This is a genomic window from Bradyrhizobium sp. ISRA430 (assembly GCF_029909975.1).
Classification (GTDB): Bacteria; Pseudomonadota; Alphaproteobacteria; order Rhizobiales; family Xanthobacteraceae; genus Bradyrhizobium.
The window spans coordinates 7844900-7869938 of record NZ_CP094516.1; the positions used below are offsets into that span (position 1 = coordinate 7844900).

At 63.0% G+C, this 25039-nt stretch carries 21 protein-coding genes; 7 read left to right on the forward strand and 14 right to left on the reverse strand.

Annotation, left to right across the window (positions count from 1 at the left end; genetic code table 11):
- Positions 1–216: 216 nt before the first annotated feature.
- The gene (locus tag MTX21_RS36760) at positions 217–1836 is read left to right on the forward strand and encodes an HlyD family type I secretion periplasmic adaptor subunit (protein WP_280969322.1); all 1620 of its coding nucleotides are present in this window, start codon (positions 217–219) and stop codon (positions 1834–1836) included.
- A 30-nt stretch (positions 1837–1866) separates the two neighbouring features.
- Here the strand turns inward: MTX21_RS36760 and MTX21_RS36765 are convergent, their stop codons facing one another.
- The 4 genes from MTX21_RS36765 to MTX21_RS36780 form a co-directional block, all read right to left on the reverse strand.
- Positions 1867–2388: a hypothetical protein gene (locus tag MTX21_RS36765; protein ID WP_280969323.1), complete on the reverse strand. Its 522-nt coding sequence runs from the start codon at positions 2386–2388 to the stop codon at positions 1867–1869.
- A 668-nt stretch (positions 2389–3056) separates the two neighbouring features.
- Positions 3057–4055 (reverse strand): SIS domain-containing protein, encoded by a 999-nt coding sequence (locus MTX21_RS36770; protein WP_280969324.1) that lies wholly within the window; start codon positions 4053–4055, stop codon positions 3057–3059.
- Positions 4056–4066: 11 nt separating this feature from the next.
- Positions 4067–5020, reverse strand: coding sequence for an N-acetylmuramic acid 6-phosphate etherase (locus MTX21_RS36775; protein WP_280969325.1), 954 nt, complete (start codon positions 5018–5020; stop codon positions 4067–4069).
- Positions 5021–5039: 19 nt separating this feature from the next.
- Entirely contained in the window at positions 5040–5975 is a 936-nt protein-coding gene (locus MTX21_RS36780; protein WP_280970907.1) for a BadF/BadG/BcrA/BcrD ATPase family protein, read from the reverse strand.
- Between the two features lie 116 nt (positions 5976–6091).
- Here MTX21_RS36780 and nagA point away from each other — a divergent pair, with 116 nt between their 5' ends.
- From nagA to MTX21_RS36800, 4 genes are all read left to right on the forward strand, one after another.
- A complete protein-coding gene (gene nagA, locus MTX21_RS36785; protein ID WP_280969326.1) occupies positions 6092–7276 on the forward strand; it encodes an N-acetylglucosamine-6-phosphate deacetylase in 1185 nt (394 codons plus the stop codon).
- Complete coding sequence (locus MTX21_RS36790; protein ID WP_280969327.1) at positions 7277–8479, forward strand: aspartate kinase; 1203 nt, start codon at positions 7277–7279, stop codon at positions 8477–8479.
- 270 nt (positions 8480–8749) lie between these two features.
- Positions 8750–9331, forward strand: a complete 582-nt coding sequence (locus MTX21_RS36795) for a hypothetical protein (protein ID WP_280969328.1) — start codon at positions 8750–8752, stop codon at positions 9329–9331.
- Positions 9332–9535: 204 nt separating this feature from the next.
- A complete protein-coding gene (locus MTX21_RS36800) occupies positions 9536–10327 on the forward strand; it encodes a response regulator transcription factor (RefSeq protein ID WP_280969329.1) in 792 nt (263 codons plus the stop codon).
- A gap of 6 nt (positions 10328–10333) precedes the next feature.
- Here the strand turns inward: MTX21_RS36800 and MTX21_RS36805 are convergent, their stop codons facing one another.
- The 4 genes from MTX21_RS36805 to MTX21_RS36820 form a co-directional block, all read right to left on the reverse strand.
- Positions 10334–11806, reverse strand: a complete 1473-nt coding sequence (locus tag MTX21_RS36805) for an HlyD family type I secretion periplasmic adaptor subunit (protein WP_280969330.1) — start codon at positions 11804–11806, stop codon at positions 10334–10336.
- On the reverse strand, positions 11803–13539 hold the full coding sequence (locus MTX21_RS36810) for an ATP-binding cassette domain-containing protein (protein WP_280969331.1): 1737 nt from the start codon (positions 13537–13539) through the stop codon (positions 11803–11805). The genes MTX21_RS36805 and MTX21_RS36810 overlap by 4 nt, the downstream gene beginning before the upstream one ends.
- A 139-nt stretch (positions 13540–13678) precedes the next feature.
- The gene (locus MTX21_RS36815) at positions 13679–14137 is read right to left on the reverse strand and encodes a hypothetical protein (RefSeq protein WP_280969332.1); all 459 of its coding nucleotides are present in this window, start codon (positions 14135–14137) and stop codon (positions 13679–13681) included.
- Positions 14138–14405: 268 nt separating this feature from the next.
- Positions 14406–15836 (reverse strand): hypothetical protein, encoded by a 1431-nt coding sequence (locus MTX21_RS36820; RefSeq protein WP_280969333.1) that lies wholly within the window; start codon positions 15834–15836, stop codon positions 14406–14408.
- A 305-nt stretch (positions 15837–16141) separates the two neighbouring features.
- Here MTX21_RS36820 and MTX21_RS36825 point away from each other — a divergent pair, with 305 nt between their 5' ends.
- Positions 16142–16936 (forward strand): adenylate/guanylate cyclase domain-containing protein, encoded by a 795-nt coding sequence (locus MTX21_RS36825; RefSeq protein ID WP_280969334.1) that lies wholly within the window; start codon positions 16142–16144, stop codon positions 16934–16936.
- Between the two features lie 92 nt (positions 16937–17028).
- Here MTX21_RS36825 and MTX21_RS36830 read toward each other — a convergent pair whose 3' ends face one another.
- The 6 genes from MTX21_RS36830 to MTX21_RS36855 form a co-directional block, all read right to left on the reverse strand.
- Entirely contained in the window at positions 17029–17355 is a 327-nt protein-coding gene (locus MTX21_RS36830) for a hypothetical protein (RefSeq protein ID WP_280969335.1), read from the reverse strand.
- 338 nt (positions 17356–17693) lie between these two features.
- Positions 17694–18221 (reverse strand): DUF992 domain-containing protein, encoded by a 528-nt coding sequence (locus MTX21_RS36835; protein WP_280969336.1) that lies wholly within the window; start codon positions 18219–18221, stop codon positions 17694–17696.
- Positions 18222–18432: 211 nt separating this feature from the next.
- Positions 18433–18852, reverse strand: coding sequence for a hypothetical protein (locus MTX21_RS36840; protein WP_280969337.1), 420 nt, complete (start codon positions 18850–18852; stop codon positions 18433–18435).
- 11 nt (positions 18853–18863) lie between these two features.
- A complete protein-coding gene (locus MTX21_RS36845; RefSeq protein WP_280969338.1) occupies positions 18864–19085 on the reverse strand; it encodes a hypothetical protein in 222 nt (73 codons plus the stop codon).
- Between the two features lie 693 nt (positions 19086–19778).
- Positions 19779–20186, reverse strand: coding sequence for a hypothetical protein (locus tag MTX21_RS36850; protein ID WP_280969339.1), 408 nt, complete (start codon positions 20184–20186; stop codon positions 19779–19781).
- Positions 20187–20540: 354 nt separating this feature from the next.
- Positions 20541–20744 carry a hypothetical protein gene (locus MTX21_RS36855; RefSeq protein WP_280969340.1) on the reverse strand — a complete coding sequence of 68 codons (204 nt, stop codon included), beginning with the start codon at positions 20742–20744 and terminating at the stop codon, positions 20541–20543.
- 166 nt (positions 20745–20910) lie between these two features.
- On the opposite strand from MTX21_RS36855, the gene MTX21_RS36860 reads away from it, so the two are divergent.
- On the forward strand, positions 20911–24957 hold the full coding sequence (locus MTX21_RS36860; RefSeq protein ID WP_280969341.1) for a BTAD domain-containing putative transcriptional regulator: 4047 nt from the start codon (positions 20911–20913) through the stop codon (positions 24955–24957).
- The last annotated feature ends 82 nt before the right edge of the window (positions 24958–25039 follow it).

Below are 25039 nucleotides of genomic sequence, written 5' to 3' on the forward strand. Positions count from 1 at the left end.
GAAACCGCCCCGCGTGAGACCCGCGCGCCAAATCCGGATTCACACGGACCGCAGGGCGCCGCCCTGGTTCTCGAGCTGCAGCGTCTGAGCCGTGCCTTTGACGACAAGATCCGCCAGCATCGCGCTGGTTCGCACGGACCGCGGCCGCCGTCCGATGCATCAGTGCGATCCTCCGATCCCCAGCCGGGCAAGAGGAAACGCAGGAGAAGGAGCAGGTTGGGGCGCGTCATCGACTTCTGTCTGGTCCAGTTCGGATTGAAGTCCCCGGCCGCCGAGGAAGGCATCGCGCGGGATGAGATTCCGATTGCGCCGCATCAAGCAGGCCACAGCCTGGTCTCTCATCATGCGTTGGCGATGGATCTGACGAAACCCGCGCCCGCGATCGGGATTCCGCAACTGAAGCTTTCACCTTCGCTCACTCCGGCGAAGACCGTCGAGCGCCTGCTGCGCGTTGGTGGCACGAGCCTAGTCGCGGGAGCGTCATTCCTGCTCGGCCGCAATCGTCATGACGGCGCGATTGATGCCGCCGATGCCAGCCTGGTGGTGCGTGCCGGCCGGTCGTATGAGAACGAGCTGCGGACCGGCCTTCGGGTTCTGCTCATCGTCGCCATCCTCGGCGGCGGCTGGCTTGCGCTGGCTCCGCTCGCCGGCGCCGTCGTGGTGCCCGGCAATCTCGTCGTGCAATCCAACGTCAAATCGATTCAGCATCCGACCGGCGGCGTGGTTGCGGAAATCAAGGTCGCAGACGGCGCGCGGGTCGCAGCAGGCGATCTCTTGCTGCGGCTTGACGCCACCCAGGTGCAGGCCAGCCTTCAGATCGTCAACAAGCAGCTCGACGAGGCCCGCGCGCGGATTGCGCGGCTGATCGCCGAGCGCGATGGCCTCGCTCAGGTTGAATTTCCCGCCGTATTGACGGCGCGCGCGGGTGACGCTGATGTCCGCGGCCTGCTGAACTCGGAGACCTCCTTGTTCAAGGCCCGGTCGGAGGGGCGCGCGAGCCAGAAGAATCTCTTGCAGAGCAAGATCGCCCAGCTCAGCCAGGAAGCCTCGGGGCTGGAGGCCCAGGTCGCTTCCAAGGTAAAGCAGCTCGATCTGATCGCCGGCGAGCTCACGGGCGTGCAGGATCTCTACGACAAGCGCCTGGTGCCGCTGGCGCGCCTGACGACGTTGCAGCGCGAGACTGCCCGGATCGAAGGCGAGCGCGGGCAATTGATATCCTCGATCGCTGAGACAAAGTCGAAGGTCGATGAGAATCAGCTCCAGATCGCCAGGCTCGATCAGGACTTCCGCACCGACGTGGTCAAAGAGCTTGGCGAGACGCAGGGCAAGGAAGCCGAACTCATCCAGCGCGGCGTCTCCGCCCAGGATCAACTCGACCGCATCGAGCTGCGCGCGCCGACGTCGGGCACGATCCACCAGCTTTCCGTCCATACGATCGGCGGCGTGATCCGTCCCGGCGACGTCATCATGCAGCTCGTCCCCGACGCGGACGATCTGCTTGTCGAAGCGAAGCTGCAACCGCATGACATCGACCAGGTCCGCCCAGGGCAGCAGGCGTTCGTCCGCTTTTCAGCCTTCAACCAGCGGACCACGCCGCAGCTCGCCGGCACGGTGTCGCTGATATCGGCCGACATCAGCCACGACTCTCAGACCAATGCGTCCTATTACTCGGTCCGGGTCGTGCTGCCCGATGACGAGCGTCGCCGACTCGGCGGCCTGCAACTCGTCCCGGGCATGCCTGCCGAAGTCTTCATGCAGACCGGCAGCCGCACGATGATGAGCTATCTGCTCAAGCCCATCACCGAGCAATTCAATCGGGCTTTCGTCGAGCGATAGCGGTTCCGGGATTTGGTCGCAGCGACGCGCTTAGATGGCGTCGCTGCTCTCCCGCGCTGCTTCTCCGTCCGGATCCCTGTCGCCATAGAGATAATCGCCGAGATAATAGATCCCGGTGAAGGCGACGAGCCCGAGCCCGGCCAGCACGAATTTGGTCCAATCGGAAAAATTGAACGCAATGGCGTCCTGAAGCAGATCAGCGAGCATCAATTGTCCCCATCGATCCCCAGCAGCCCATAGGGATCTTAGATTGCGATATTGCGCAAGATCAACACGGAACTCAGTTGCGGGCTTCTTCCATTCCGAAGTTAACTTTTGTTGTTGCTTGTGAGCCTTATGAATGCCGGTCGGGCCTTGCCTGTTCGAGGCGCTCGCGTTCGGGACTTCGAATTCGAAAAAGAAGCGCTGCCGGGCTCGAAATACGCGTCCCGGCAGCGTTCTGTTCTCTAACTGGGCGCTGAAATCCCAGTTGGTTTCGATTGTGCAGTGGTCATGCCACAGGCTTGTGACAAGATTTCGAGCACGCCGAATGCAGATCGGTCCCAATTCCATTGGTTGAGGGAAGGCCCCACCGGGGCTGGCGTTGGCAGGGCCTCCACCCCAAGCACGAGGCCGCAAATAGTCCCTCCTGCGACCCCGTCCCAAGATGACACTCTGCGCATGATTGCGCGATCTTGTCTGAACGATTGTCACGACAAAATCCTGACTGAGATCAGATTAGGCCACTCGGGATTCAAAAAAGTGGGACGCCCGGATCGGCAATTGCAGTCCATTGCCATTTTCTCCCGGATTCATTTTTCCGAATAGTGTCCGGAAGTGCACATTCGCCGCGGCAGGACAACGAATTCAAGAAGGTGGTGCGTAGGAACGAACGTTGTGGTGGTGGATTGGCACCCGTATCAGCCAGGAGTTATCGATATGAAGGTTGCAAAAATCGCCTTAGCCGCCGCATTCATTTTCGGATCAATCGCTGCAGCGTCGGCGCAAGGCGCGGGCGATGGTGGGGGGGCTGGGTCTGGAGGCGGCGGAAATTCTCCGGCCGCGGCAAGCGGCCAGGGCGCATCGAGCAGCCCGAGGTCGGCGAACCCGGGCGCCACGAGGAATGATCCGAAAATGAGGAGTGGTTCGAGGGCGAGGCGCTGATCCGCTAACGGTTTGCTGCGTTCTGGCGAGGTCGGTTTTGTACCACTTTCGGCCGTCAGCCAGCGTTTCGTCGGCTGTCAAAACGTCTCGGTAATCTTGCTCAGGCGTGGCGGACGATCCGGGTCAAATCCGCAGGCGCGTGCCGTCTGCTCGATCATCCGATAGGCAGGAACGAGCATCGTGATCGGGTCGGTGGAGGGGTCATCCTCGGTGAGCCAGGGCAGCGAGCCATGTGGCCCGCCGCAGAGATGCAGCGCGATCTTTTGCTCGCGCAATTCTTCTGCCAGCGCGTCCACCGTAGACGCCGTCTCATCCATGAGGCGCATCATGACAACCGGCGTGCGCGACGATAGCGCGGCGCGCGGCCCATGCTGTAGCTCGGCAGCGCTCAGGCCAATGGAAGGCAGGCGCAGGATTTCCGAAAGCTTGAGTGCGATTTCCCGCGCCGAGCCCAGACCCAGGCCCCGCGCCGCCACAAATACGGCCGACGCCTTGGCGAGATCACCGGCAATCTCGGACCAGTCGAGCGCCAGCGCGCGCTGCAGACGCTCGGGGAGCCTGTCGAGGGCCGATCGCAGCGCATGATCTTCCGCCAGCTCGGCAACAAGTCCTGCACCGGCGGCCATCGAGCCGATCACGGTCTTGGTCGCCGCGACCGAGTGCTCTTGGCCGGCTTCGATCGGAACGACGAACTCCGCTTCATCAGCCACCGGCGACGAGGTTGCGTTGACGATGGCGATGGTGCGGGCGCCCGCGGCGCGCGCAGACCGGGTCGCCGCGACGAGATCCGGGCTGCGCCCGGATTGCGAGATCACGATGAACAGCGCATGGCGCAGCATCAGGGGCGTGCGAAACGCCGTGATCACTGAAGGAGCGCTCGCCGACACGGGGAGGCGCAGCCGCGTCTCGACAAGGTATCTCAAGAAAACCCCGGCATGCCCGGAGCTTCCCCGGCCGCACACGACGCACAAGGGAGCGGAGCCAATCCCAATTCGCTGAGCGATGTCACGCGTGGCGGGGCGGCTGCGAACAATGTTGGCGACAACATCCGCGCTTTCGCCGATTTCGCTCGCCATCGCAGATGTCGTCACGGCTCGACCGCTCCCCCTCGATTGCGCGCCGCTCCCTTTGGATGCCGGTCACGATGCAGGTCACGAGTCCTGGCGAGCTCGGCAAACACGCGCCGAAGGTTGCCGTCACAGCTTTTCAGCACCGCCTTGGCATCAACCCCGTCGACACCCAACGCCAGAAGGACTGCCGTCTTGATGTCTCCCTCGGCCTGCTCAAGCGAGCTCGCGGCATGCGACGGGTCACAGTGCGCGATTTGCGCGACCATGGCCTCGGCGCGCCGCTTCAGCTTGGCATTGGTCGGCTGCATGTTCACCATCATGCCGCGATACACCCGGCCAAAGCGCAGCATGATCCCTGAGGAGATCAGGTTGAGCACGACCTTCTGTGCGGTGCCCGCCTTCATCCGGGTGGAGCCGGCGATCAGCTCGCGACCGGTCTCGATCAGGATCGGAAACTTTGCCGATGCCAGCAGTGCGGTGCCGGGATTGTTGGCGACACCGATCGTCACTGCACCGAAGGCGCCTGCGCGCTGCAGCGCCGCGACCGTGAATGGCGTTGTCCCGCTGGCGGCTACCGCAATCACCACGTCGTGCTGTGTGAGCCGCGCGGCGTTGATCTGCGTGACCGCATCATCGACATCGTCCTCCGCGCCTTCGATGCTGCTGACGAACGCGCTGTCGCCGCCGGCGACGATGAAGCGGACGCGCTCCTTGGGCCAGGCGAAGGTCGGCGTCAGCTCGGCGCCGTCCTGGACCGCCACGCGGCCCGAGGTGCCGGCGCCGACATACACAATGCGTCCGCGGTCGCCCAGCGCCGCCTTGGCCGCTTCGGTCGCCGCCGTGATCGCGGGAAGGGCATGGCCGATCGCGGCGACTGCCGCAAGCTGGCCCTCCCACATGGCTTCCATCGCTGAGTTGAGCGACCATGCATCAAGATCGGCAAAGCGGGGATCGACTTCTTCGGTGGCCATATAGTTGATCCATGCGCCCTCAACCGGGGAACTTTGAAACCTGTTCATGGTCGGTTTCTCGCTCAGTGTCTCTCTTGGGCAGTTCAAGCCGGCCTCGCGCCACAAGTAAGGCACCGGCCGTCGCATCGGCGTCAGGACGCCTCAAGCGGACGCGCAGATCGGGCGTCAGCCACGGCGTAATGGCATCCGCGAGTCCGCCCACGAGCGAGAGCCGGTCAATTCCTCTCGCCAGGAACAAGTCGAGCAGATCGCCAATGGCATCGGCGGCGCGTTCGACAATGCGACGGCCGACTGGATCGCCCTGGTTGGCGTGCCGCATCACGATCGGCGCGAACGCGGCGTAGTCCGTGGCCTTGGCTTCTTCAGACCAGGCCACGGCCTGATAAGGATCATGATCGAATGCGCCCAGCACCTCCGAAAGCAATGGGGTCAGCTCGCCGCGGCGATCCGCGGCGCGCAGCGCCAGTCGGACGACCTGCAGGCCGATGTCGGCGCCGCTGCCTTCGTCCGATACGGGAAAGCCGTAACCGGCAAGACGGATTTCGCGGCCGTCGATCAGGCCGACACCCACCGAGCCGGTGCCGGCGACCACGATGGCCCCGTCCGCCCCACTATGGGCGCCGAGACAGGCCGCCAGGCCGTCGCTGATGAAGATGACGGACGCAAAGGGATGCGCGATCGCGTTGAGCGCCGCTGCCGCGCCTCGGCGACCGAGACCGGCAAGGCCAATTCCGACGTGCATCCGCACGAAGTCCTCGCGCATCAGTCCGGCCTGTGCGGCTGCTGCTTCAGTGGCCTCCATGATGGACCGCCAGGCCTTCTCGATGCCAATACGCGTCGTGGCGGGCCCTGAACTCGCTTCGCCGAGTACCCTGCCGTTTCCGTCCTCGATCCGGGCGCGGCAGCGGGTTCCGCCGCCATCAATGCCGAGATACGTGGTATCTTTCATCGCCATGGAAGTTAACGCGAGGGTTTCGCTCCGGGTCCTCCCCAAAGCCCTTGCTGTAGATATGAAGTCTTGGACGGGACACGCCTCACGAGTCCGTGACCGCCATTCTCGGATCAATACTGATGGGCCACGCCAGCTCTTCCGTCTCGCTCTCGATTGCCGCGCAGCACATCTTTGATGGGGTCGACATGCGTGGGCCGGGCTCGGTCAGGATCTCGCAGGGGCGGATTGAAAGCATCATATTCGGCGAGCCGGAGGCGCACGCCTCAATCCGCCTTCCCCGGGATACGATCCTTGCACCCGGATTCATCGATATCCAGGTGAACGGAGGCGGGGGCGTTCTTCTCAACGACCAGCCGACGGAGGTTGGTGTTCAGCGCATCGTTGCGGCGCACCGCAAGCACGGAACCACGGGCTGCCTCCCGACCCTCATCAGCGATCGCAGCGACGTCATCGAGCGGTTGGCTGTAGCCGCCCGCGCTTGTCCGACGATTCCCGGCGTACTCGGCTTTCATCTGGAGGGGCCGGCCCTCAACAGGTCTCGCAAGGGCATTCATCCGGAAGCCGAGATACGCGTGCCCAACGGCTACGATCTCGCCGCAATCAAGAGCTTTGGGGACTGCGGCCGCTCCATCGTGACCTTGGCGCCGGAATGCGTGCCCGCGTCCATGATCGACGAATTGATCGGCGCCGGATTGCGTATCGCGGCCGGCCACAGCGATGCCACCGCAGCCGAAATCGGGCGGGCGGTCGATCGCGGTGTTTCGGGGGTGACCCATCTGTTCAATGCCATGTCGCAGCTATCCGCCCGCGAGCCGGGCTTGGTGGGCGCCGCGCTCGGGGATGACCGGCTGTTCGCAGGGATCATCTGCGATGGCATCCATGTCGACCCTGCCAGCTTGCGCGTTGCCTTCCGCTGCAAGGGGCGCGATCGATTGATGCTGGTCACCGATGCCATGCCATTGGCGGGCACGAGTGAGCGGCACTTCATGCTGCAGGGAAGGCAGATCACCTTGCACGACAATCGCCTGACCGGCCCGGACGGCACACTCGCGGGCGCTCACCTCACCATGATCGAGGCGGTGCGCAACGCTGTTGCGCTGATCGGAATCTCCCTTGTCGATGCTCTCATCATGGCGTCTCGGACGCCCGCGGCATTTCTGGGCCTAGAGTCCGAGCTTGGACGGATCGTGCCCGGATACCGCGCGGATCTTGTCGCCTTCAATCCGAACTTCGAAGTCGTCGGCACATGGATAGGCGGTCTCGGTTCGACGGGCGAAGCGAGCGAGACTTTTCACCGGGGTTAGATGCGCAACAATCCCATCATCGTGCAAAAATATGGCGGGGTCTGCCTTGAAACACCGGCGAAAATTCGTGCGGTTGCGCGCAGTCTCGCCGATCTGCATGTCCGCGGTCATCGTGTCGTAGCGGTCGTCTCCGCCATGGGCACGACCACCGACCAGTTGATCCAGATGGCTTATCAGGTAAGCCCTGCTCCCAATCGCCGTGAACTCGACATGCTGCTGACGACCGGTGAGCGCATCAGCATGTCGCTGATGAGCATGGCGCTTGCCGATCTCGGCGTGCCCGCGATCAGCTTCACCGGCAGCCAGGCCGGCGTGATGACCGACGGCTCCCATTCCTCGGCACGCATTTTGGATGTACGGCCCGTTAGAGTGCGTGAGGAACTTGATCGTGGGCGCGTCGTGGTGCTGGCAGGATTTCAAGGCGTGAACCCGGCGACCAGAGAAATCACCACGCTTGGCCGGGGCGGCAGCGACACCACGGCCGTCGCCATGGCCGCGGCGCTGAAAGCCGAGCGCTGTGAGATCATCAAGGAGGTCGACGGCATTTGCTCGGCCGATCCGCGCGTCGTGCCGGATGCAAGGCCGCTGCGGCGAGTGGATTTCGCATCCCTGTCCGAAATGTGCTTCTGGGGCGCAAAGATCCTGCATTTTCGCAGCGTAGAGCTGGCGCAAAGTCAGCACGTGCCTCTGGTGCTCAAGCAGTGGGGTGGCGGTGAGCGCGGCACGCAAGTGATGAAGGAGGTTGCAGGGATGGAAAGCGGGAAGGTTCTGGCCGTCAACTCGATGGCTCGCATTGAGCATGTGGAGATTGATTCCAGGGATCTCAACCACGGCTTCGAGAAGTTCGCGCAGCATCTCAAGCAAAACAGTCTGTCCTGGCCGCAGCTCCTTGCATCACACTTCGCGACAGGAAAAACCAGCATGACCGTGGCCTGCGATACGGAGTGGCTCGACGCGCTGCTGCGCACGCTGGAGGTCGCCAAGGACCTGCGCAAGCAGCGCGAGGCGTCAAGCTCGGTGAGCCTCACCTGCTTCGGCGGCGTTTCGTCGGAATTGCCGTTCAGGGCGTTGCAGGTTCTCGGGCAGCACGGGATCGTTCCCGACAAATACGTGTTGTCGCCGCATTCGGTCAGCCTGTTTGTCCCTGTGGAGAGCCGGGAGGTTGCGGTTCAGGCGCTACATTCGCTTGTCCAGCAAACATAGCTTCGCGGAGCAGCGGACATCGCTCCAACTTGCGCCTTGATCTCCAAATTGCGGGAATGAACAAATCTCCGAGCAACTTGAGTTGCGAACTCAAGCGCGCGGCAATCCCGGCGCGAGTCCGGAGCACGATCGTACCGTCTCGTCCAGGCAAGTGCGCGGGCCGCCACCCGCGCTTAATGAGCGTTTAACGCTTTTGCGCAACAGATAGAGATCACCAGCGCGGAAGTCCTAGTTACGAGTGCGAGCCGAGCTCCCGGGGAGGGGAATCGGATGGGACTGCTTTTCGTTGGAGTGATCGCTGGAGTCCTGATCGGCTTTGGCTGGTTTGCGCCTTCCCGAGGATATTTCCTGGGGTGCGCATCACGACCCTGTTTCGACAGCGTTGCAGTCGCTCGACCCGCGGACCCCACGCCGAAGGTATCGGCGTCAGATCCGGCGATCGTCAAATCGAATTCTGCAGCTCCGGCAAGGTCCGGCAAGACATCATCTCCGAAGAAGCGGAGATCGGCCGACCTCGCAAAAGCGGCGTCCCCGCGCACGAGGATCAGCGTCCCGGCATCCGAACGCCCCGCGGAAAAATCAGATCCTGTTCTGGACAAGGCAAAGGTCGCGATCGCAGCGAAGTTGGAGGATCCGGGATCGGTTGAATTCAGCGATATGAAGCGCGCGATGCGGAAGAACACGTTTGGACGCCCTGTGGATACGATTTGCGGGCGTTTGAAAACAATAACCGCGTCAGGCGCGATTGGAGAGAGGCCATTTCTGTATCTCGTGAAGGAGGACGAAGCATACGTCGTCGACGGCAAGTCGGGGTCGGCGGCGTCAACCGCGTACCGAAATATCTGCAATTAGGGAATGCGCGACCGCGCCACGGCGCGGCACGCGCGAAATGTTTTGAGCGGAAAGAATTTCCACCCAGGTGCCAGGCCAATCCACAGTGGATACGACGGCTGGCGCTGCGCGTGATGGTGCATTCAGGATGAATGCCGCCGCGGGGAACACGCAACACGGATCGATGGGACTGTCGCAGAAATTCTTTTCATTTCCGAGGAAATCATGGACGACCTAACCAACTCCTCAAAACGGCTTGATGGATCGCTTCACTTGCCGGTTCTGGTGATCATCGAGCCGCTCCTGTTGCCTCGGACATGTATTCTGAACGTCCTCAGGCGGGAATTGGCCGACTTCGAGATCCTCGACATGGCGACGGTCCAAGGCTTGGACTGCACGGCAGCCCGCGATGTTCGCCTGGTGGTGCTGAGTATCGCGGACAAGCGCATCGGCGATGCCTCGGTTGAGGACGATCTCGCCTTCGTTGGCGAGTGCTGTCCCGGCGCTGCCGTCGCGATCCTGTCAAACCATGATGACGAGACGACCGCGCAAGCTGCGATGCAGCGGGGCGTGCGCGGCTTTCTTCCCACCTCGCTACCAATCGAGGTCGTCATAGCCGGCCTGCGCCTCGTTCTGGTCGGCGGGGTCTACAGGCCGTTGCCGGTCGCCGGATTGAACAGGATGCCGGGCTTCGAGCCGCCGGATGCGCGCGGGCTTGCATCCGCTTATCTGATGAACGAGGCGACCAGAGTGGCCATCGAGAGGAGCATGACCGATCTCACGCCTCGAGAGCAGCAGGTTCTCGCAGAGCTGGAGCTTGGCCTGCCCAACAAGCTGATCGCCGCCAAATTGAATCTGTCGGAAAGTACCGTCAAAATGCACATTCAGCACATCATGAGGAAATGTGCCGCTCACAATCGCACGGAAGCGGTCCTCCGCTGGCGCGGCCGGTTGCCCGCACCGAGTCGCGATCACGAGCCGGGCCCAGCTTCAATGCCGGAGATCCAGTCGCCCTGATCAGGATCAATCCTCTCGGAATGCACCGCGGAAGCTGTCGAGCAGGGGCCTCAGCGCGTAAAGTGCGACCGTGCCGCGCCCTGTCGTGATGAACACCTGAACCGGCATGCCGGGGACGATCTGGATGTCGTTTGCGGCGATCTGCGCATCGTCGATCCGGATCTTGGTCGCGTAGTATGGCTGGTCGGTACGCTTGTCGAGAAGCCGGTCTGCGGATACGTGCACGACCGTCCCTTTCAGGCGCGGCACGCGACGCTGATTGTAGGGTACGAGATGCACCTCGGCATTGAGGCCGGGATGAACCACGTCAATGTCCTCGGGCCTGAGGCGGGCGGTCACGATGAGGCGGTCTTGCCGGGGCACGAGGTCCATGAGCGGAGCGCCAGCCCCGATGACGCCGCCGGTTGTGTGAATCCGCAGGTCGGTTATCACGCCATCCTCGGGCGCCTTCACCTCCGTTCGTGATAGTTGATCCCTGGCCGCAAGCAACCGCTCGCGGAGCTGGAATATCTGGTTCTGTGCTTCGCGAAGCGACTGCGCGATCTCGTTCTGCCGGTCGCTCTCGAGCTTGAACAGCGTGGCCTGCTGCTCGCTGATGACCTGCCCGGCGCGAGAAATCTGTGCAGTGATCTCGCCGCGGCGACCCTCAACGTCGGCCAGTTCACGTTGCAGGTTCAGAAGCCGCGGCCGCCGTTCCAATCCCTTGTTGACGAGGGTCGTGACCATATCGAGTTCTTCCCGGACGATGTCGCTTCGCCGTCCGGTGGCGCTCTCCTGAGCCTTGAGGCCTTCGATCTCCTTTTCGACCTGATGCCTCCGCTCGCCAATGACCGCAAGCTGCGATTCGTGAACCTGGCGGCGCGCCTGGAAAATGAACTGCTGCGCCGACACCGCAGCGGCCGCCACCTCGCTCTGCTTGCTGTCCTGCTCCAGCGTGCTCGGGATTGCGATCGTCTCAAATCTCTGCTGCTCGGCCTGAAGCCGCGCGGCACGCGCAATCGCATCCCATAACTGCCCCTGAAGGCTTTGCACCTCCGAATCGGCGCGGGTATCGTCCAGCACGATCAGCGTTTGTCCGCTTCGCACGACATTGCCGTCCGAAACCAGGATTCTCCTGACGATCCCGCCCTCCAGATGCTGAATTGTCTTGCGGCTCGATTCCGATTCCACGACGCCGGACGCGATCGCGGCACTCTCGAGAGGCGCGAGGCACGCCCAGGTGCCAAGTCCGAGCATGAAGCCGAGCACCAGCAGATTGCCCGCGAGGGTGACACCGCGAAGCCTGGCGCGCGGAGAGATCGGCGTGGGGGTCGAGCACCATGGAAACTCGAGAGGCTCGTAATCGTCGATTGCGGTCACGACGCCGCCAAGTCGCCCGGCGCGCGGGAGGCTTGCGGGTGTTCGCGTGATCTGGTCCCAGATCATGGGAAGTCGTGACGCCGCGGCAAGCTTCCAGTTCGTTGGAAAATTCCAGATCATGGTGCAATCTGCGATGTAACCTGCGGGCGGCTCAGGTGCTGTTCAAAGATTTCCTCGCTGTCGCCGAACGCGACGACCGCGCCGTCTTCCATGATGGCAATCTTGTCCGTGGCCGCGAGGAGACCCATCCGGTGAGTGACGACGACCAGAATGACATTTGCGAGCTTCATGCGCTCGATGGCATCCAGCAGCATTCGTTCGCCTCCGTAATCGAGGCTGGCGTTCGGCTCGTCGAGAACGACGAGACGTGGAGTGCCGAAGAAGGCCCGGGCCAAGCCGAGGCGCTGCCGATATCCACGCGAGAACGCCTTTTCACTATGAACAACCGTGTCGTACCCAAGCGGCAGGCGCATGATCGCCTCATGGATGCCGACGAGCTTGGCTGCGTCGACGACCTTCCGCCGATCGGCATCTTCAAGTCGTGCGATGATGTCGTTTATGGTGTCGCCGAGCAGGTTGATGTCCTGGGGGAGATATCCGAGACGATGGCCGCTTCGCTGCTCGCGAAGCAGCGCGACGTCGGAATTGTCGAGGAGGACACCGCCATGCGTTGGCATCGACAGCCCGGCGATCACCTGGCCAAGCAGGGACTTGCCGGACCCGGACGGACCGATAATGCCAAGGCACTCTCCGGGCGCGAGCCTGAACGAGATATCTTTCAGCAGGAAATGGTTGGTCCCCGCTAGTCTCACGCCAACGTTGTCGACGACGAGACCGCTCCGCGCTTGTTGTGGTGAGTTCTCTGCATCGTGCTGCTCGGTGGCGGGGAACGCTGCGAGAAGTGCGCCGAGCCGCTGACAGGCACTTGCGGCCGTCACGAGTGATTTCCAGCCCGCGATTGCACTCTCGACCGGCGCGAGCGCCCGGCTGAACATCAGCGTAGACGCAAAGATGATCGCCGGACTTTTCCCGTGATCGAGGACGAGCCAGGCAGCAGCCCCCATGATCAGGACTTGCGACAGCGCGCGGACCGGTTTGGTGGCCAGCATGACGATCTCGCCGCGCCGGAGTGCCACATCGTGCTCTCTGCGCGCGTCCTGCGCGTCATGGTGGATCGCGCGCGCTGCGCTATCGAACATTCCCATGGCGCGAATCATGTGGATGTTGCCGGCGGCGGCCTGAAGGCGGCCGTAGCTTCTGGACAGTGCGGCGCCGGATTTGAGCAGAACGTCCTCGGTGGCCAGATCTCCGGCAACCGTCAGAGCGAACAGGAAGGCCACGCAGCAGGCGCCCACCACGCCAAGCAGGGGATGGATCAGAAAGAGGACCAGGAGGAACAGGGGCGCCCAGAGCGCGTCGAACAGCATCGGACATGCGCCGGAATCGATGAACTGGCGCAGCACGGTGAGATCCCGATATGCGTCCGACGCCGGCGTCCGATCGCTGCGAAATGCGGATTCGAGGTTGGCCGAAAGCACGCAAGGACGAAGCCGATCGTCGAGCCAGGCGCCAAGGCGTCCCAGGACCGCGCGCCGCAATGCATCGAACACCCCGCCGACCACCACCGTGATCGCGACAATGAGCGTGAGCAGCAGCAGCGTGTCGCCGCTCCGGCTCGACAACACCCTGTCGTAGATCTGAAGCAGGTAGATGGAGGGCGCAAACAGAAGCAGGTTGTAGCTGCAACTATACGCGAATACGAGGCCAAGCGGTCCGGCACAGGACCAGAGCGCCGTGTGCAGCGGCGTCTGGATTTCCGGCAGGATGGGCAACCGAATGGGCGGCATCAGCATGATCGTCACCGCCTGAAATCGAGGTCCGGCGCACTTGCCGACGTTCAACGCAATCCGGTCGCGGCATCGGCGGGCATTGGCTTGAACTCCAGGACCGGCGGCATTGGCCGCCGATCCTGCCTGTCGAACGAGCTGGTGGTCAGAATGTATCGAGATGGAAGCTCACTTCTCCGCCCAACGCGGCGTTGCCGTCGCCGCCATTGCCGCCGATGCCGGCCACGACCTCCTGGTGCTGGTCCACCACGAGCTTGTTGATCTGAGTGGCATCCGTGTTGGCGTATACCTTGGAGGTATCGTGGCCGCTGTAGGATTTCTGGTTTCCGTTCGACTCGGCGTCTCCGCCATGGGCCTTGGAAAACCATGAGGCCTTGGCGTTTGCGCCGCCGGCATCCCAATCCGCCGTCTGCTTGACGTGATCGCCGGTGTTCACATGCACATCGGCGCCGTCTGCCTTGTTGGTTGGATCGAAGTTCAGCGTCGGTTTGCTGATGATGGCTCCCTTGAAGGTACCGTCGCCGCCATTTCCGATACTTTGACCACCGGTGTTGATCGATTTGAATTCGATCGAATCCGAGATGTTGATTGCCTTGGGCAACATTTGAGCCTCCGTTCTTGTGTTGGCTGTCGTGCACCATCCCTCCCGATCAGGCGGACGCGCACGGCAAGTCTGATCCGCCCATGCGCGATGCCGATAGATGTCAAATTGGATACCATCCGGTCTGGTCGACCTACGTACGAAAGTACGACATTCGTCGCGCAACGTCGGAGCGCGAAACGTCAGGGGAGGGCGCCTCTGCGCGGGATTGCATGCGCAGGACGGTGTCCGCCGTTAGCCAAGGGCGAGCGCGGACGGTTGCGATGTTTCGCTATGCCAACAGATGAAGATCCGACAGAAGATGGGCGGAAAGATCGCCACCCAGCGCGAGATTGCCGGAGCCGCCATCCCCGCCAATTCCGGCAATTTGGACCGCACTCTGGTCGATGTGCACGTTGTTGACCTGATCGGCCACTGCCGTCGAATGGGGACCTGCGATTGCGATGTTGATGGGTGCGTAGACCGCGACGCTGACATCGATCAGGCTTCCGGCAAAATAGCCGTTGCCGCCATTGCCTGCGCCATTCGAACCGGTCGCGATCGTGTCGGAGCCGCCCCACAAGCCATGGGAGAGAAGGCTTGCGTGGCCGCCCGCCGCGGCGTTGCCGTTGCCGCCGTGCCCGCCAATGCCGGCGAGCTGAACTATGGATTGATCCACATAGGCGTCATTCGTCTGCACCGAGTGAACGTTGGAGCCATAGCCTGCGACTGCGATGTTGATCGGGTCGTACAGTACGAACGAGGTATGAACGAGGCTCCCGTAAAACGCGCCGTCGCCGCCATTGCCGGCCTGGCTCCCGCCCGTTTGAACGTCGAAGGCGCTGGCGCCGTTGCTTGATCCCCAGCTCGGGTCAAGTGTCATGATGCTGCCGCCGGCGGCGACATTGGCATTTCCGCCACTTCCGCCGACGCCCGCGATCTGCGTGGCCGATTGATCGATGTCGACCGTGTTCGATTGACTTGCATGCGCAGTGCCGCCCGATCCCGCCACCGCAATATTGATGGGATGATAGATCACCACCGGTGCGTCCACCAACGCACCCGAGAAATAGCCGCTGCCGCCGTTTCCGGCACCGTTGTCGCCGCTCGCGATCATGCTGGAGCCCAGGGAAGTACTGACGCTGCCGCCTGAGGCAATGTTGTCATTGCCGCCATGTCCGCCGATGCCGGCCATCTGAAAGGCGGATTGATCGACATTCAAATTGTTGGACTGGCTGGCCAGCGCGACCGAACCGTATCCAAGACTCACCGAGATGTTGATGGGCTCATAGATCAGCAGGGACGCGTGAACGATGCCTCCGTAGAAGTAGCCGTCGCCGCCGTTCCCGGCCGTGTTCGCCCCGCTCTCGGCCGCAGCAACGCCTGTCCCGGGATGGGATGCGCTAGAGTCAAGCTTGGTGGCCGGAGAATCCAGGCCCGCTGTCGTGTGGTTGCCGACGTGACCGCCCGTGCTGACCCCCGATGCGATGGGCTGTTCGGATTGACCCGGACCGGAATCATGAGGCGAGGAATTTGCGCTCGCGGAATGCGCTCCAAGGCCTGCAAACGGGCCCGGACCATGGACCAGGCCGCCAGCGCCGGCCGGCTCCGTCAGGAACGGGGCTTTCGGAGCCGGACCCGGTTCATCGTCGCCATCGTAGCCGTCGTGGCGATGGGAGGCGTGATGCAGCCGGATTCCATCCGACATCCGCGAAAAGTCCATCGTAGCCTCCCTCATCACAATCGCTCCAGCGCAATCGGACGGGTCCTGCATTCCGGACAGAATGTCATCCTGGGAAGGTCGAAAGCCCAGTCGTCAGTTCGGATATAGCGGTTCGGATGGCAGCCGTAGCTGCGGCTATATCCGTTCGGGTGCGACCAAAGCCTTTGTAACGGCGGGCCCGAACGCGAGCTGACGCGAGAGCCACCGGCAAACCTTCGATTGGGAGTATTGTTGCCAACTCAGGATTGCACGACTACGCTCTACCCTAGGTACGCCCAAACGGTCTTTCGATTGGCCGCACGTTCATGCCGAAATTCCTTCGCATCGGGGTCCATCAGTCGAACGTTTCCGGATACACGTCGAAGGCCTGGTGTGTTGGCCGGGTTGGCTCGGCGGTTTTCCTGAAGTGGGGCGCCGTGGAGGTCCATGGTGCCGGAGACGGACGAAAGGTCTACTGGACGATTCCACCGCGGGAAAAAACAATCCGTTGCGGCACGGCGCAGCGTGCCATGGACTATGCAAAAGCCGCGATCGCGCGGCGACGCAACCATCGCTATGAGCCGCTGACGGGACCGATCGCGATCCGGCGCCGGTCCGCCGAGCGTGGCACTGAGCTCAAACCAGCGCTCGCCACGATCCTGATCGTCGATATCGTCCGCTCCACCGAAAAAGCCGCGAAGCTGGGCGATGCGCGTTGGACAAAGGTGATGAGTCACTATTACGCCGCCGTCCGCAAAGAGCTGAAGACTTCGCGCGGAAAGGAAGTCGTGACGACGGGAGACGGACTGCTGGCGACGTTCAAGGCGCCGGCTGCCGGTATCGGTTGCGCGACCGCGATCCAAAAGGCCGTGCGCACGCTGGGGCTCGAGATCAGGGTGGGGCTGCATGCGGGCGAGTACAAGGTGAGCGGGGCCGAGGTTGTCGGTCTCGCGTTTCACATCGGCGCGCGCGTCGCCGCGAAAGCGCGTGCCGGCGAAGTCCTGGTCTCGAGCGCGGTCAAGGACCTGATGTCGCAGTCCCAAATCCGCTTCAGGGATCACGGCGTCCACCAGCTCAAAGGCGTGCCGGAGCGATGGCGCCCGTACCGGGTCGAAGATTGAAGTGTCCTTGCCGGTGCGGCCACCGGTTTTGCCTAGCCCGCTGCCCGGTGTCGAGGACATCATTCTCAAACGCGTTCGGCAAATCCCGTCGGCTAAGCGGGCCGCGAAGGCAGCGAGGTCATCGCTTCCAGTTGCGCTGTTCGCGTTGCCAGTCCAGCGAGCAAGCTCTTGTGCAGCCGATCCTCGGGTTCGAAATTTTGCGCGAGCCTTCGGACGGTCTCGACAAATCGCAAGCGATAAGTCGCCGCCCTGTCGACGATCTCCAGCGCGCGGGACAGGTGCAACTGAGCCTCCGCCGAATCGCCCAAGGCAAGCGCAGTACGCGCGAGCAGTCCGTGGGCCTGGGCGAGGTGATTGAGATCCGGAGCCGTTGCGACGTAGTCGCGGAGCCGGCGTGCGGCGCGATTCTCCTTCAGCATCCCGGCACTCCTCGCAGGAATGGCGCTCGGGATTCTTGCTTTTCGCTGCGTCAATGACGCGCTGTTCCGGCGAATTATTCTCGGCATCCTGCTGGTTTCGGGACTGTTGCTGGTGTTGTAGCTACGCCAGTCGCGCCTCCAGTTACATGGCAGCCATTCGAGCACGCACGAGATCGCAATCCTCAGTGCTGGACGTGCCAAGTCCCGCCACTTGGCGGCTCAGAACGGGCCACACAGAGCTCTTGTCAGACGCGCACCAGGAGCCACAAGTTGAACGGAAGCAGCACGCGCGGCGGATGCTGCCAGTGTGCTGCTTCACTTCGTCGACGATGGCGTCGTCACCGCGCTCTACGCACAGGCGCAGCGGCCGGCCGTAATTCCATTCTGGATACGCCGGCTGCAATGTTCACGCCTGTCTGCGCCTGGACGGATACTGGCTGCAAAGCGACCGTGCGATCCGAACCTCCGACCAGGAGGTTGGCACCAACTCCGGCGCCGACCGTGCCGCCGGCGGTCGCGCCCGCATAGGTCCCGGTCAACGCCGCTCGGCGTAGCGTGGTTGGTGCGAAAACGGCCCAAGTGAGCTGACCGCCGGACGTGGCCCCTATGTCGAGGCCAAGCGTGCTGACCGTGCCTTCGTATGCCTCGCGCGCCCTGCCTCGCGCCGATGCATAGATGCAGCTCAACTGCCGCTGTCCTCCGACGATCATGCCGACTCCGGGCGCTATGTTGCACGTGAGCGTGCCGACCCTGGCTCGCCCGGCTTCCTGCGCCGTTGCCGGAGCCGCGGCAACGGCGAGCGCCAGGGCGGCGCATGCGGCGGCGAGGTTGCTCAGCCGTGTTCCCTTCAGCGATGCTCTGATCATGCGCGGCCTCCATCGATGGATTTCTGATGGTCCCTCAATGCGCATTGACCTGGCGATGTTCCCGTTGCTCGCAGGGCCGGACCAGAATGGGTCCACCGCGCTGGAGCCGCATGGCGACTCAGGTCGTGGCCAAGCGGCGGCAAGAAGCGAGCGGCCAAGCCGCAGCGGAAAATAGCCCAGAGCGGTTCCGCCTCAATCGGAGCGAGGTTAGCTATCCGAGAGGCCGTGCTTGCCTGAAATGGAAACGATTGGGAGCGAACCTCCGGGCTACAGTGCGCACCTCATCCTCGCATGTTTCCAGCGCGATCTTCTGGGCGAGCATGACGTCTCCGATCGGCAGAGCGCCGATCGGCATGAAACACAACCCGACCCGTAGGCGACCTCGCTCGTCGATTTCGCATATGTTGACCGAGGCTCCGGCGTGGATCCTGTATCGAATGCCGCTGTCCCTCCCGATCACCTCGAAGTAGCCTTTCCTGGCGAACTGTTCACGCTGGGCCGGCGACAGCCATTGCTGCAAGAGCCGCAGCGACCGGCCCTCTGGCGTGCCCTCGGCGCCATGCAGGATAAAGAGCGCTCTCGCCGCTTTCATTCGGGAGCGGCCGCCCGGCGAGGGTCGAAAGCCGAACATGACCGTCCCGGCTAGCCGCCAACCAATCTGGGAAAGAATACGGTCTCCTTTGCAATCGGATCGAACGATCGGATTTGCGAGACCTGACCTGGACCCACCCGGACCGCCGCGGTGAAGCCGGCATCGGTGAGTTCCTGAAACCGCTGCTCCGCTCTTGCCAGTTCTTGCGCGTCGTCCGCATTGAAATGATGTCGGCTGTCGCCGCTGCGGTCCATCACGATCTGGATTGCCATGATCGTCCTCCTCGGATTGCTGGTCGCCAAGGATCTCGATCAAGTATCGAGCCGAAGTCGCAGACTTTCAAGGGGGGCGTCGCAATGGCGGCCTGGCTCGCGGACCGCACAGCCCGCCTTCGCACTTCGGCTTGGCAGGATTCGTACGCCTCGCGCTACAGCCGTCTGAGCTCGCTTGCCGAGCCGAAGCTCGCGAAGCGAGCGAAGGCTGTGGGCGCGACTAGAGCCTGCAACCAGACCGTTATGAGCGGGAAGATAAAGAGCGCGTTCGTTGATTTTTCTTGCGTTTTTGTTCGGGGTCGATCGCGTTCGTCGCGTTTCGTTCACGCCGTTTCTGGTGCGAAATTGGTGCGGTGCGCCTGCGGCTGATTACCCGAGGGCTCTGTGTTTGAGACGTCCGCTTCCGGATCGGACGCGACGATCATGGCTGAACTCTGCCGACTAAAATTCCGCCCACACCCGGCTCGTCGAATTTGGCCCAACCTGTGCGGTTGCCGATTTGAGCTGAATTCGTCTTCTTGCCGGAACGCCGGTCAAAAACCGGGACTCAAATCAACTCCGTAGCTTGCCAAGAGGAGCGACACGAACAGGCCGGCCGTGCCTAGAATGACAAGCGCCTTGAGACACTCGGCCTGAACCGATTTTGAGGGAAACGCCCGGGAAAAAGCTCTTGCGATGACAGCCATTGTGACCTCAGGATTTTGACGGCACGTAGCTCATGGATCGGGCGGCGGCAGCTCGATCGCCGGCGTCGAGGCGGCCCGCGCCGCACCATTCGAGGTCTGGGTGCGGGAGGACCGCGCCGTTGGAAGACAGGCCGGCACCGCGAAGGCCAAGGCATAACGGTGGTCCTGAACGCCTGCGGCGCGGCACGCGGTACGCGCCAATCCGCCGTCTGATCTGCATCAGACGGGCAAGGTTGATAGGGAGAAGGACGAGGTGAAGCAATAACACCGGATAGATGTGCGCCATTGCTCCAAACAAGATGAACAGGATGTTGCTTCCCATGGCCAGGAGGCGCAGACGAAGCATGCTGGTCGTGCAGAACGTTGCCAGGACCGTCGCTGACGCCGCATAGCCTAGTAGATCGGTCCGGCTCATTTTCCGTCAACATGCTGGTGCGCTCCGGAAGATGCATTCAGCTCGCTAACAATGCTGTGTTTGGCCTGATCAATGAGATCACGGTACCTAAGGAGCACACGTTCCGCCTGGAGTCGGCGCGAATGATGCAGAGCATCGACAATCGTCACAAGAATGGTTTTTGTTGTTCGTAGTAGACTTGGCGATGACTCACGAAGAGAGATCTTCGTCGCAATTGATGGCGCGTATCTCATTATCGATACTCCTTGTCTCAAGAACATGGTGCGTAGCCTGGCCTGGGCGTTACAATAGGGATGTGATGTAGGAGGAACATGGAAATGGAGATGCCGTTCGTGGTCGGGTGAGACCGTCGGATCAATCACCGTCGGAAAAGACGAATGTCATGTCGTGGATCCTCTGCACCGGAAGGTTTTTGGTAGGCGCCTCGGAGACATCCACGCTCACGCTCCCGGTGGAGCCCAGCACCGCTGCGGCTTTCGGAGCGGAGAAGAAAGCCAGCTTCACGCCGAATCCGACCAGGATGACAGTCGCAATTGCGATAACGGGATGGGAGCGCATGATGGTCCTCCGATTTTGCGGCCGGGGATGTCCCAGCAAATCGTCGAGCGAGACCAATTGAAGCCCGCCACTATCGTCGCCGGCGTCAGTGGCGCGTTACAGCGGCGTTATTTCCGCTCGAAGGGCCCTGAAAACGTGTAGAGTGAGCCTGTCAGGGGGCATCACCGTGCGAATCCTGCGCGCGCCAATGGACGGATCGCGGTCCCCGGAGTTCAGTCTCTCGTTGTTGGGAGGCTTCGAGCTGACCGGACCGGATGGCGTTGTCGAGCTGCCTAGCAAGAAACTTGCGGGTTTGCTGGCTTATCTGGCCTGCAACGCCCCCCGGCCGCAGTCGCGTGCGAAGCTGTCGACCCTTCTGTGGGGCTCGCATTTCGAAGCGCAGGCCAAGCAGAACCTACGCCAGGCTCTCTTCCGCCTGCGCAAAGTGCTCGGTCACGCTCTGGAGAGCGACGGCGAAGTCGTATCGCTTAACGCGGCGAGCGTTCTATGCGATGTCAGCCGCTTCGAGGCCCTGGTCCGTGAGGGCAGCCGAGATGCCCTGAGTGCGGCAACCGATCTCTACCGGGGCCGGTTGATCGATGACGTTACTATCGGTGAAGAGGGCTGGAACGAATGGCTCACCGGTGAACGCGACAGGTTACTCGAGCTCGCCCTTGGCGCCATGGTAGGGCTCGGCGAGCAGGAGCTGGCCGCAGGCCGCGCCGAGCACGCCCTGAAGGCCGGCCACCGCGCCATCGCCCTCAACAACATGCGGGAGGACGCCCATCGGCTGGTCGTACGGGCGCTGGCGGCCACCGGACGCAAGGCCGAAGCGCTCGCCCACTACCAGGACCTCGTTGCCCTGCTCAAGCGGGAGCTGAATACGGAGCCCGACGCAGCGACCAGATCGCTCGCCGCCAAGCTGCGCGGCCTGCGGCCGCCGAGCGGATCGCCCGCCGTCAGCGAGGTGGCCAAGCCCGCGCCGTTACATCGCGACCGGCCGTCGGCTGCAGTGCCGCCTTCGACCAGTGCGAGCGGAGGCCCCGACCCGGAGGTGAACGCCGAGAGGCCCGGCGCGCCGAGCGCTGCGCCATCGTCTGCGGTTCTCTCGGGTGGCCTCGAGCGGCGACAGTTGACGATCCTGGTTTGCAAAAAGGTCGGCTCAACGCCGCTTTCGGCACGCCTCGACCCCGAGGACATGCGTGATGTGATCGCCGCATTCCACAAGGTGGTCGCCGACGCGGTGGCGCGATTTGACGGATTTGTCGCCCAGTACCAGAGCGATGGCGCGCTCGTCTATTTCGGTTACCCAGAAGCTCACGAGTACGATGCTGAGCAGGCCGTGCGCGCCGGTCTTGCGATCGTCGCTGCTGTTGGCTCGCTGAAGGTCTCTTCCGGCGTTCCCCTTCAGGCGCGCGCTGGCATTGCCACCGGCGTGGTTGTCGTCGGCGAGCAGATGGCGGGCACCGATGTCCTGCAATTCGTCGCGATCGGTGAGACGCCAGACCTCGCGGCTCAGATGCAGGCCGTGGCTTCGCCCGGCGAGGTCGTCATCGCGGCCAGCACACGGCGGCTGACGGGGCGATTGTTCGACTGTCGTCCGCTCGGTGCCGATGAGGTGACGCGATTGCCGCAGCCGGTGGAGGCGTGGCGGGTGCGCGGCGAGACTGCCGGCGTCAATCGATTCGAGGCGCGACGCATCGGTGCGCTGCCGCCGCTTGTTGGTCGCCAGGAGGAGATCGAGCTGCTGCTGCGCCGCTGGAAGCAGGCCAAGCTCGGCGAGGGCCGTGTGGTGCTGCTCTCTGGGGAGCCAGGCATCGGCAAGTCGCGCATCGCCGAAAGCCTGCTGGACGCGCGCGAGGGTGAGCCGCATGCGCGCCTTCGCTATTTCTGCTCTCCCCACCATACGAACAGCCCGCTGTACCCGTTCATTACCCAGCTCGAGGGGGCTGTCGGCTTCGAGCCCGGCAGCGACGCCAGGGCAAAGCTCGACAGACTCGAGGCTTTGCTCAAGCAGACGTCGAAAAATGTACTACGCGACGTGACGCTCGTCGCTGAGCTGTTGGCAGTGCCAGTCGAGGACCGCTACCCGGCATTGGCGATCAGCCCGGAGCAGAAGCGAGAGCTGATTCTCACGGCGCTTCTCGATCAGCTCGACGGTTTAGCGGCGAGTAACCCTGCCCTGATCGTGTTCGAGGACATCCACTGGATTGATCCGACATCGCTCGACCTGCTCGATCGATTGGTTTCTCGCGCGGCCTACCTGCCAATGCTGTTGGTTGTCACAATGCGGCCAGAGCTCCAGCCAGCCTGGGTCGGGCAGCCGCATGTGACGATGCTGCCGTTGAGCCGCCTTGGCCGACGCGATAGCGTCGGCATCATCGGGGGTGTCACCAGGAACAAGGAGCTGCCCGAGACAGTCGTCGAGCAGATCCTAGCCCACACAGATGGCGTGCCCCTGTTCATCGAGGAACTGACCAGCGCGCTGATTGAAAGCGGTGTCCTCCACGAGACTGCCGGCGGTTACCTGCTCGACGGACCACTGCCGCAGCTTGCCATACCGACGACGCTACAGGGCTCGCTGGTGGCGCGTCTCGACCGGATTGGCGCGGCCAAGGATGTGGCGATGATCGGCGCGGCAATCGGACGGGAGTTCCCCCGCGAGTTAATTGCCGCGGTGTCGGATCTGGCCGCCATGGACCTCGACGCGGCACTGGAGCGGCTGACAGCCTCCGGCCTCGTCTCCAGACGCGGAATGTCGTCAGACGCGACCTACGCGTTCAAGCACGCGCTGGTGCAGGATGCCGCCTACGCCACGATGCTCAAGAGTCGACGTCGGCAATTGCACGCGAGCATCGGCAAAGCGCTGGTCGAGCGGTTCCCGGCGGTGGCCGAAAGCCAACCCGAGGTGGTCGCCCACCATTTAACGGAGGCCGGGCTTGCCAGCGAGGCGATTGGCTATTGGGCTAGGGCGGGTCGGCTTGCGTCCGCGCGATGGGCTCACCGCGAAGCCCTCAACTCTTTTGAGCAGGCGCTGCATTTCCTCGCGGCGCTGCCGGAGAGCCGGGCCACGCTGGAGCAAGGCTTCGAGATCCAGATGGAGCTGCGGACGGTCCTGAACCGCATGGGTGAGGCCCGGGCGGTGCTGGAGCGCGTGCGCGAGGCCGAGCAGCTCGCGGAGCGCTTGAACGACGACCACCGTCGCGGCCAAGTCTGCGTCTTCATGACACACATCCAATCAAGGCTCGGAGATATGGACGAGGCGCTTGCGTCCGGAACCCGTGCGCTGGAGTTCGCCGACCGCCTCAGAGACCAACGACTACGTGTTCCGGCCATGACGTATCTCGCGCAGGCACATTACTTCCGAGGTGAGCACGAACGGGTGGTGGCCCTGACGACTGACAATCTCGTGGGGCTTTCCCCGGAGGTCCCGGAAGATTTCGGACTCGTCATCCCGCCGTGGATCACCGATCGTTGCTATCTGATCCTGAGCCTGGCCGAGCTGGGTCGATTCGACGAAGCGGCCGAACCTGAAGCCGAGGCAGTTCGGCTCGCGACGCTGACGCGGAATGCATTCAGTATCGGCTGGGCTCACCTCGCCGCAAGCTGGGTCCGCCTTGTGAGGGGCGACTGGGCCCAGGCGCGCCCACTCTTCGAGCATGCGACGGAGGTGATTCGCGCGGGGAATGTCGCCACTCTGTTTTCCGCATCCGCCTACTTCTCCTCATGGGGCCTCGCACAGCTCGGCGAGGCGAGCGAGGCGCTGAGCCGGTTGCGAGAAGGCGAGCAATTTCTCGAACGCCAGGCCGCGGGTGGATATATCGGCGATCGCGGATGGAGCTATCTGCTGCTTGGTCGAGCCGCGCTGGCGCTTGGCCGGCACGATGACGCGCGGCGCCTGGCCGACTGCGCGTTGAAGTCCTCTGCGCGCCAACCCGGGTTCGCGGCTCACGCGATCCACCTGCTTGGCGAGGTCGCCACTCATCCCAACCAGTTCGACGCGGAGAGTGGCGAGGCTCACTACCGCAGGGCGCTTGCATTCGCGCAACCGCGCCGCATGCGGCCGCTCGTGGCCCACTGCCACCTCGGCCTTAGCAAGCTCTATCGGCGCACCGGCAAGCAAGAGCAGGCGCAGAAGCACGTTGCAACGGCGACTATGATGTACCGCGACATGGGCATGACGTACTGGTTTGACAAGGCGGAGGCAGAGATACGTAGCGGTAGCTGCAGCTAGACAACTTCCGTTCCGCAACCTTAGACTGTCCATGATCGGCAAGCAGCCGACGTCCCAGGAGGCCGACATGTCGGATACGCGG

Excerpts from the sequence above, each read along its gene's own strand:
- MTX21_RS36765 (WP_280969323.1), bottom strand. The coding sequence starts at position 2,388 with ATGGAATTGGGACCGATCTGCATTCGGCGTGCTCGAAATCTTGTCACA.
- MTX21_RS36770 (WP_280969324.1), bottom strand. The coding sequence starts at position 4,055 with ATGGCGAGCGAAATCGGCGAAAGCGCGGATGTTGTCGCCAACATTGTT.
- MTX21_RS36775 (WP_280969325.1), bottom strand. The coding sequence starts at position 5,020 with ATGGCCACCGAAGAAGTCGATCCCCGCTTTGCCGATCTTGATGCATGG.
- MTX21_RS36780 (WP_280970907.1), bottom strand. The coding sequence starts at position 5,975 with ATGGCGATGAAAGATACCACGTATCTCGGCATTGATGGCGGCGGAACC.
- nagA (WP_280969326.1), top strand. The coding sequence starts at position 6,092 with ATGGGCCACGCCAGCTCTTCCGTCTCGCTCTCGATTGCCGCGCAGCAC.
- MTX21_RS36790 (WP_280969327.1), top strand. The coding sequence starts at position 7,277 with ATGCGCAACAATCCCATCATCGTGCAAAAATATGGCGGGGTCTGCCTT.
- MTX21_RS36795 (WP_280969328.1), top strand. The coding sequence starts at position 8,750 with ATGGGACTGCTTTTCGTTGGAGTGATCGCTGGAGTCCTGATCGGCTTT.
- MTX21_RS36800 (WP_280969329.1), top strand. The coding sequence starts at position 9,536 with ATGGACGACCTAACCAACTCCTCAAAACGGCTTGATGGATCGCTTCAC.
- MTX21_RS36805 (WP_280969330.1), bottom strand. The coding sequence starts at position 11,806 with ATGATCTGGAATTTTCCAACGAACTGGAAGCTTGCCGCGGCGTCACGA.
- MTX21_RS36810 (WP_280969331.1), bottom strand. The coding sequence starts at position 13,539 with ATGCTGATGCCGCCCATTCGGTTGCCCATCCTGCCGGAAATCCAGACG.
- MTX21_RS36815 (WP_280969332.1), bottom strand. The coding sequence starts at position 14,137 with ATGTTGCCCAAGGCAATCAACATCTCGGATTCGATCGAATTCAAATCG.
- MTX21_RS36820 (WP_280969333.1), bottom strand. The coding sequence starts at position 15,836 with ATGGACTTTTCGCGGATGTCGGATGGAATCCGGCTGCATCACGCCTCC.
- MTX21_RS36825 (WP_280969334.1), top strand. The coding sequence starts at position 16,142 with ATGCCGAAATTCCTTCGCATCGGGGTCCATCAGTCGAACGTTTCCGGA.
- MTX21_RS36830 (WP_280969335.1), bottom strand. The coding sequence starts at position 17,355 with ATGCTGAAGGAGAATCGCGCCGCACGCCGGCTCCGCGACTACGTCGCA.
- MTX21_RS36835 (WP_280969336.1), bottom strand. The coding sequence starts at position 18,221 with ATGATCAGAGCATCGCTGAAGGGAACACGGCTGAGCAACCTCGCCGCC.
- MTX21_RS36840 (WP_280969337.1), bottom strand. The coding sequence starts at position 18,852 with ATGTTCGGCTTTCGACCCTCGCCGGGCGGCCGCTCCCGAATGAAAGCG.
- MTX21_RS36845 (WP_280969338.1), bottom strand. The coding sequence starts at position 19,085 with ATGGCAATCCAGATCGTGATGGACCGCAGCGGCGACAGCCGACATCAT.
- MTX21_RS36850 (WP_280969339.1), bottom strand. The coding sequence starts at position 20,186 with ATGAGCCGGACCGATCTACTAGGCTATGCGGCGTCAGCGACGGTCCTG.
- MTX21_RS36855 (WP_280969340.1), bottom strand. The coding sequence starts at position 20,744 with ATGCGCTCCCATCCCGTTATCGCAATTGCGACTGTCATCCTGGTCGGA.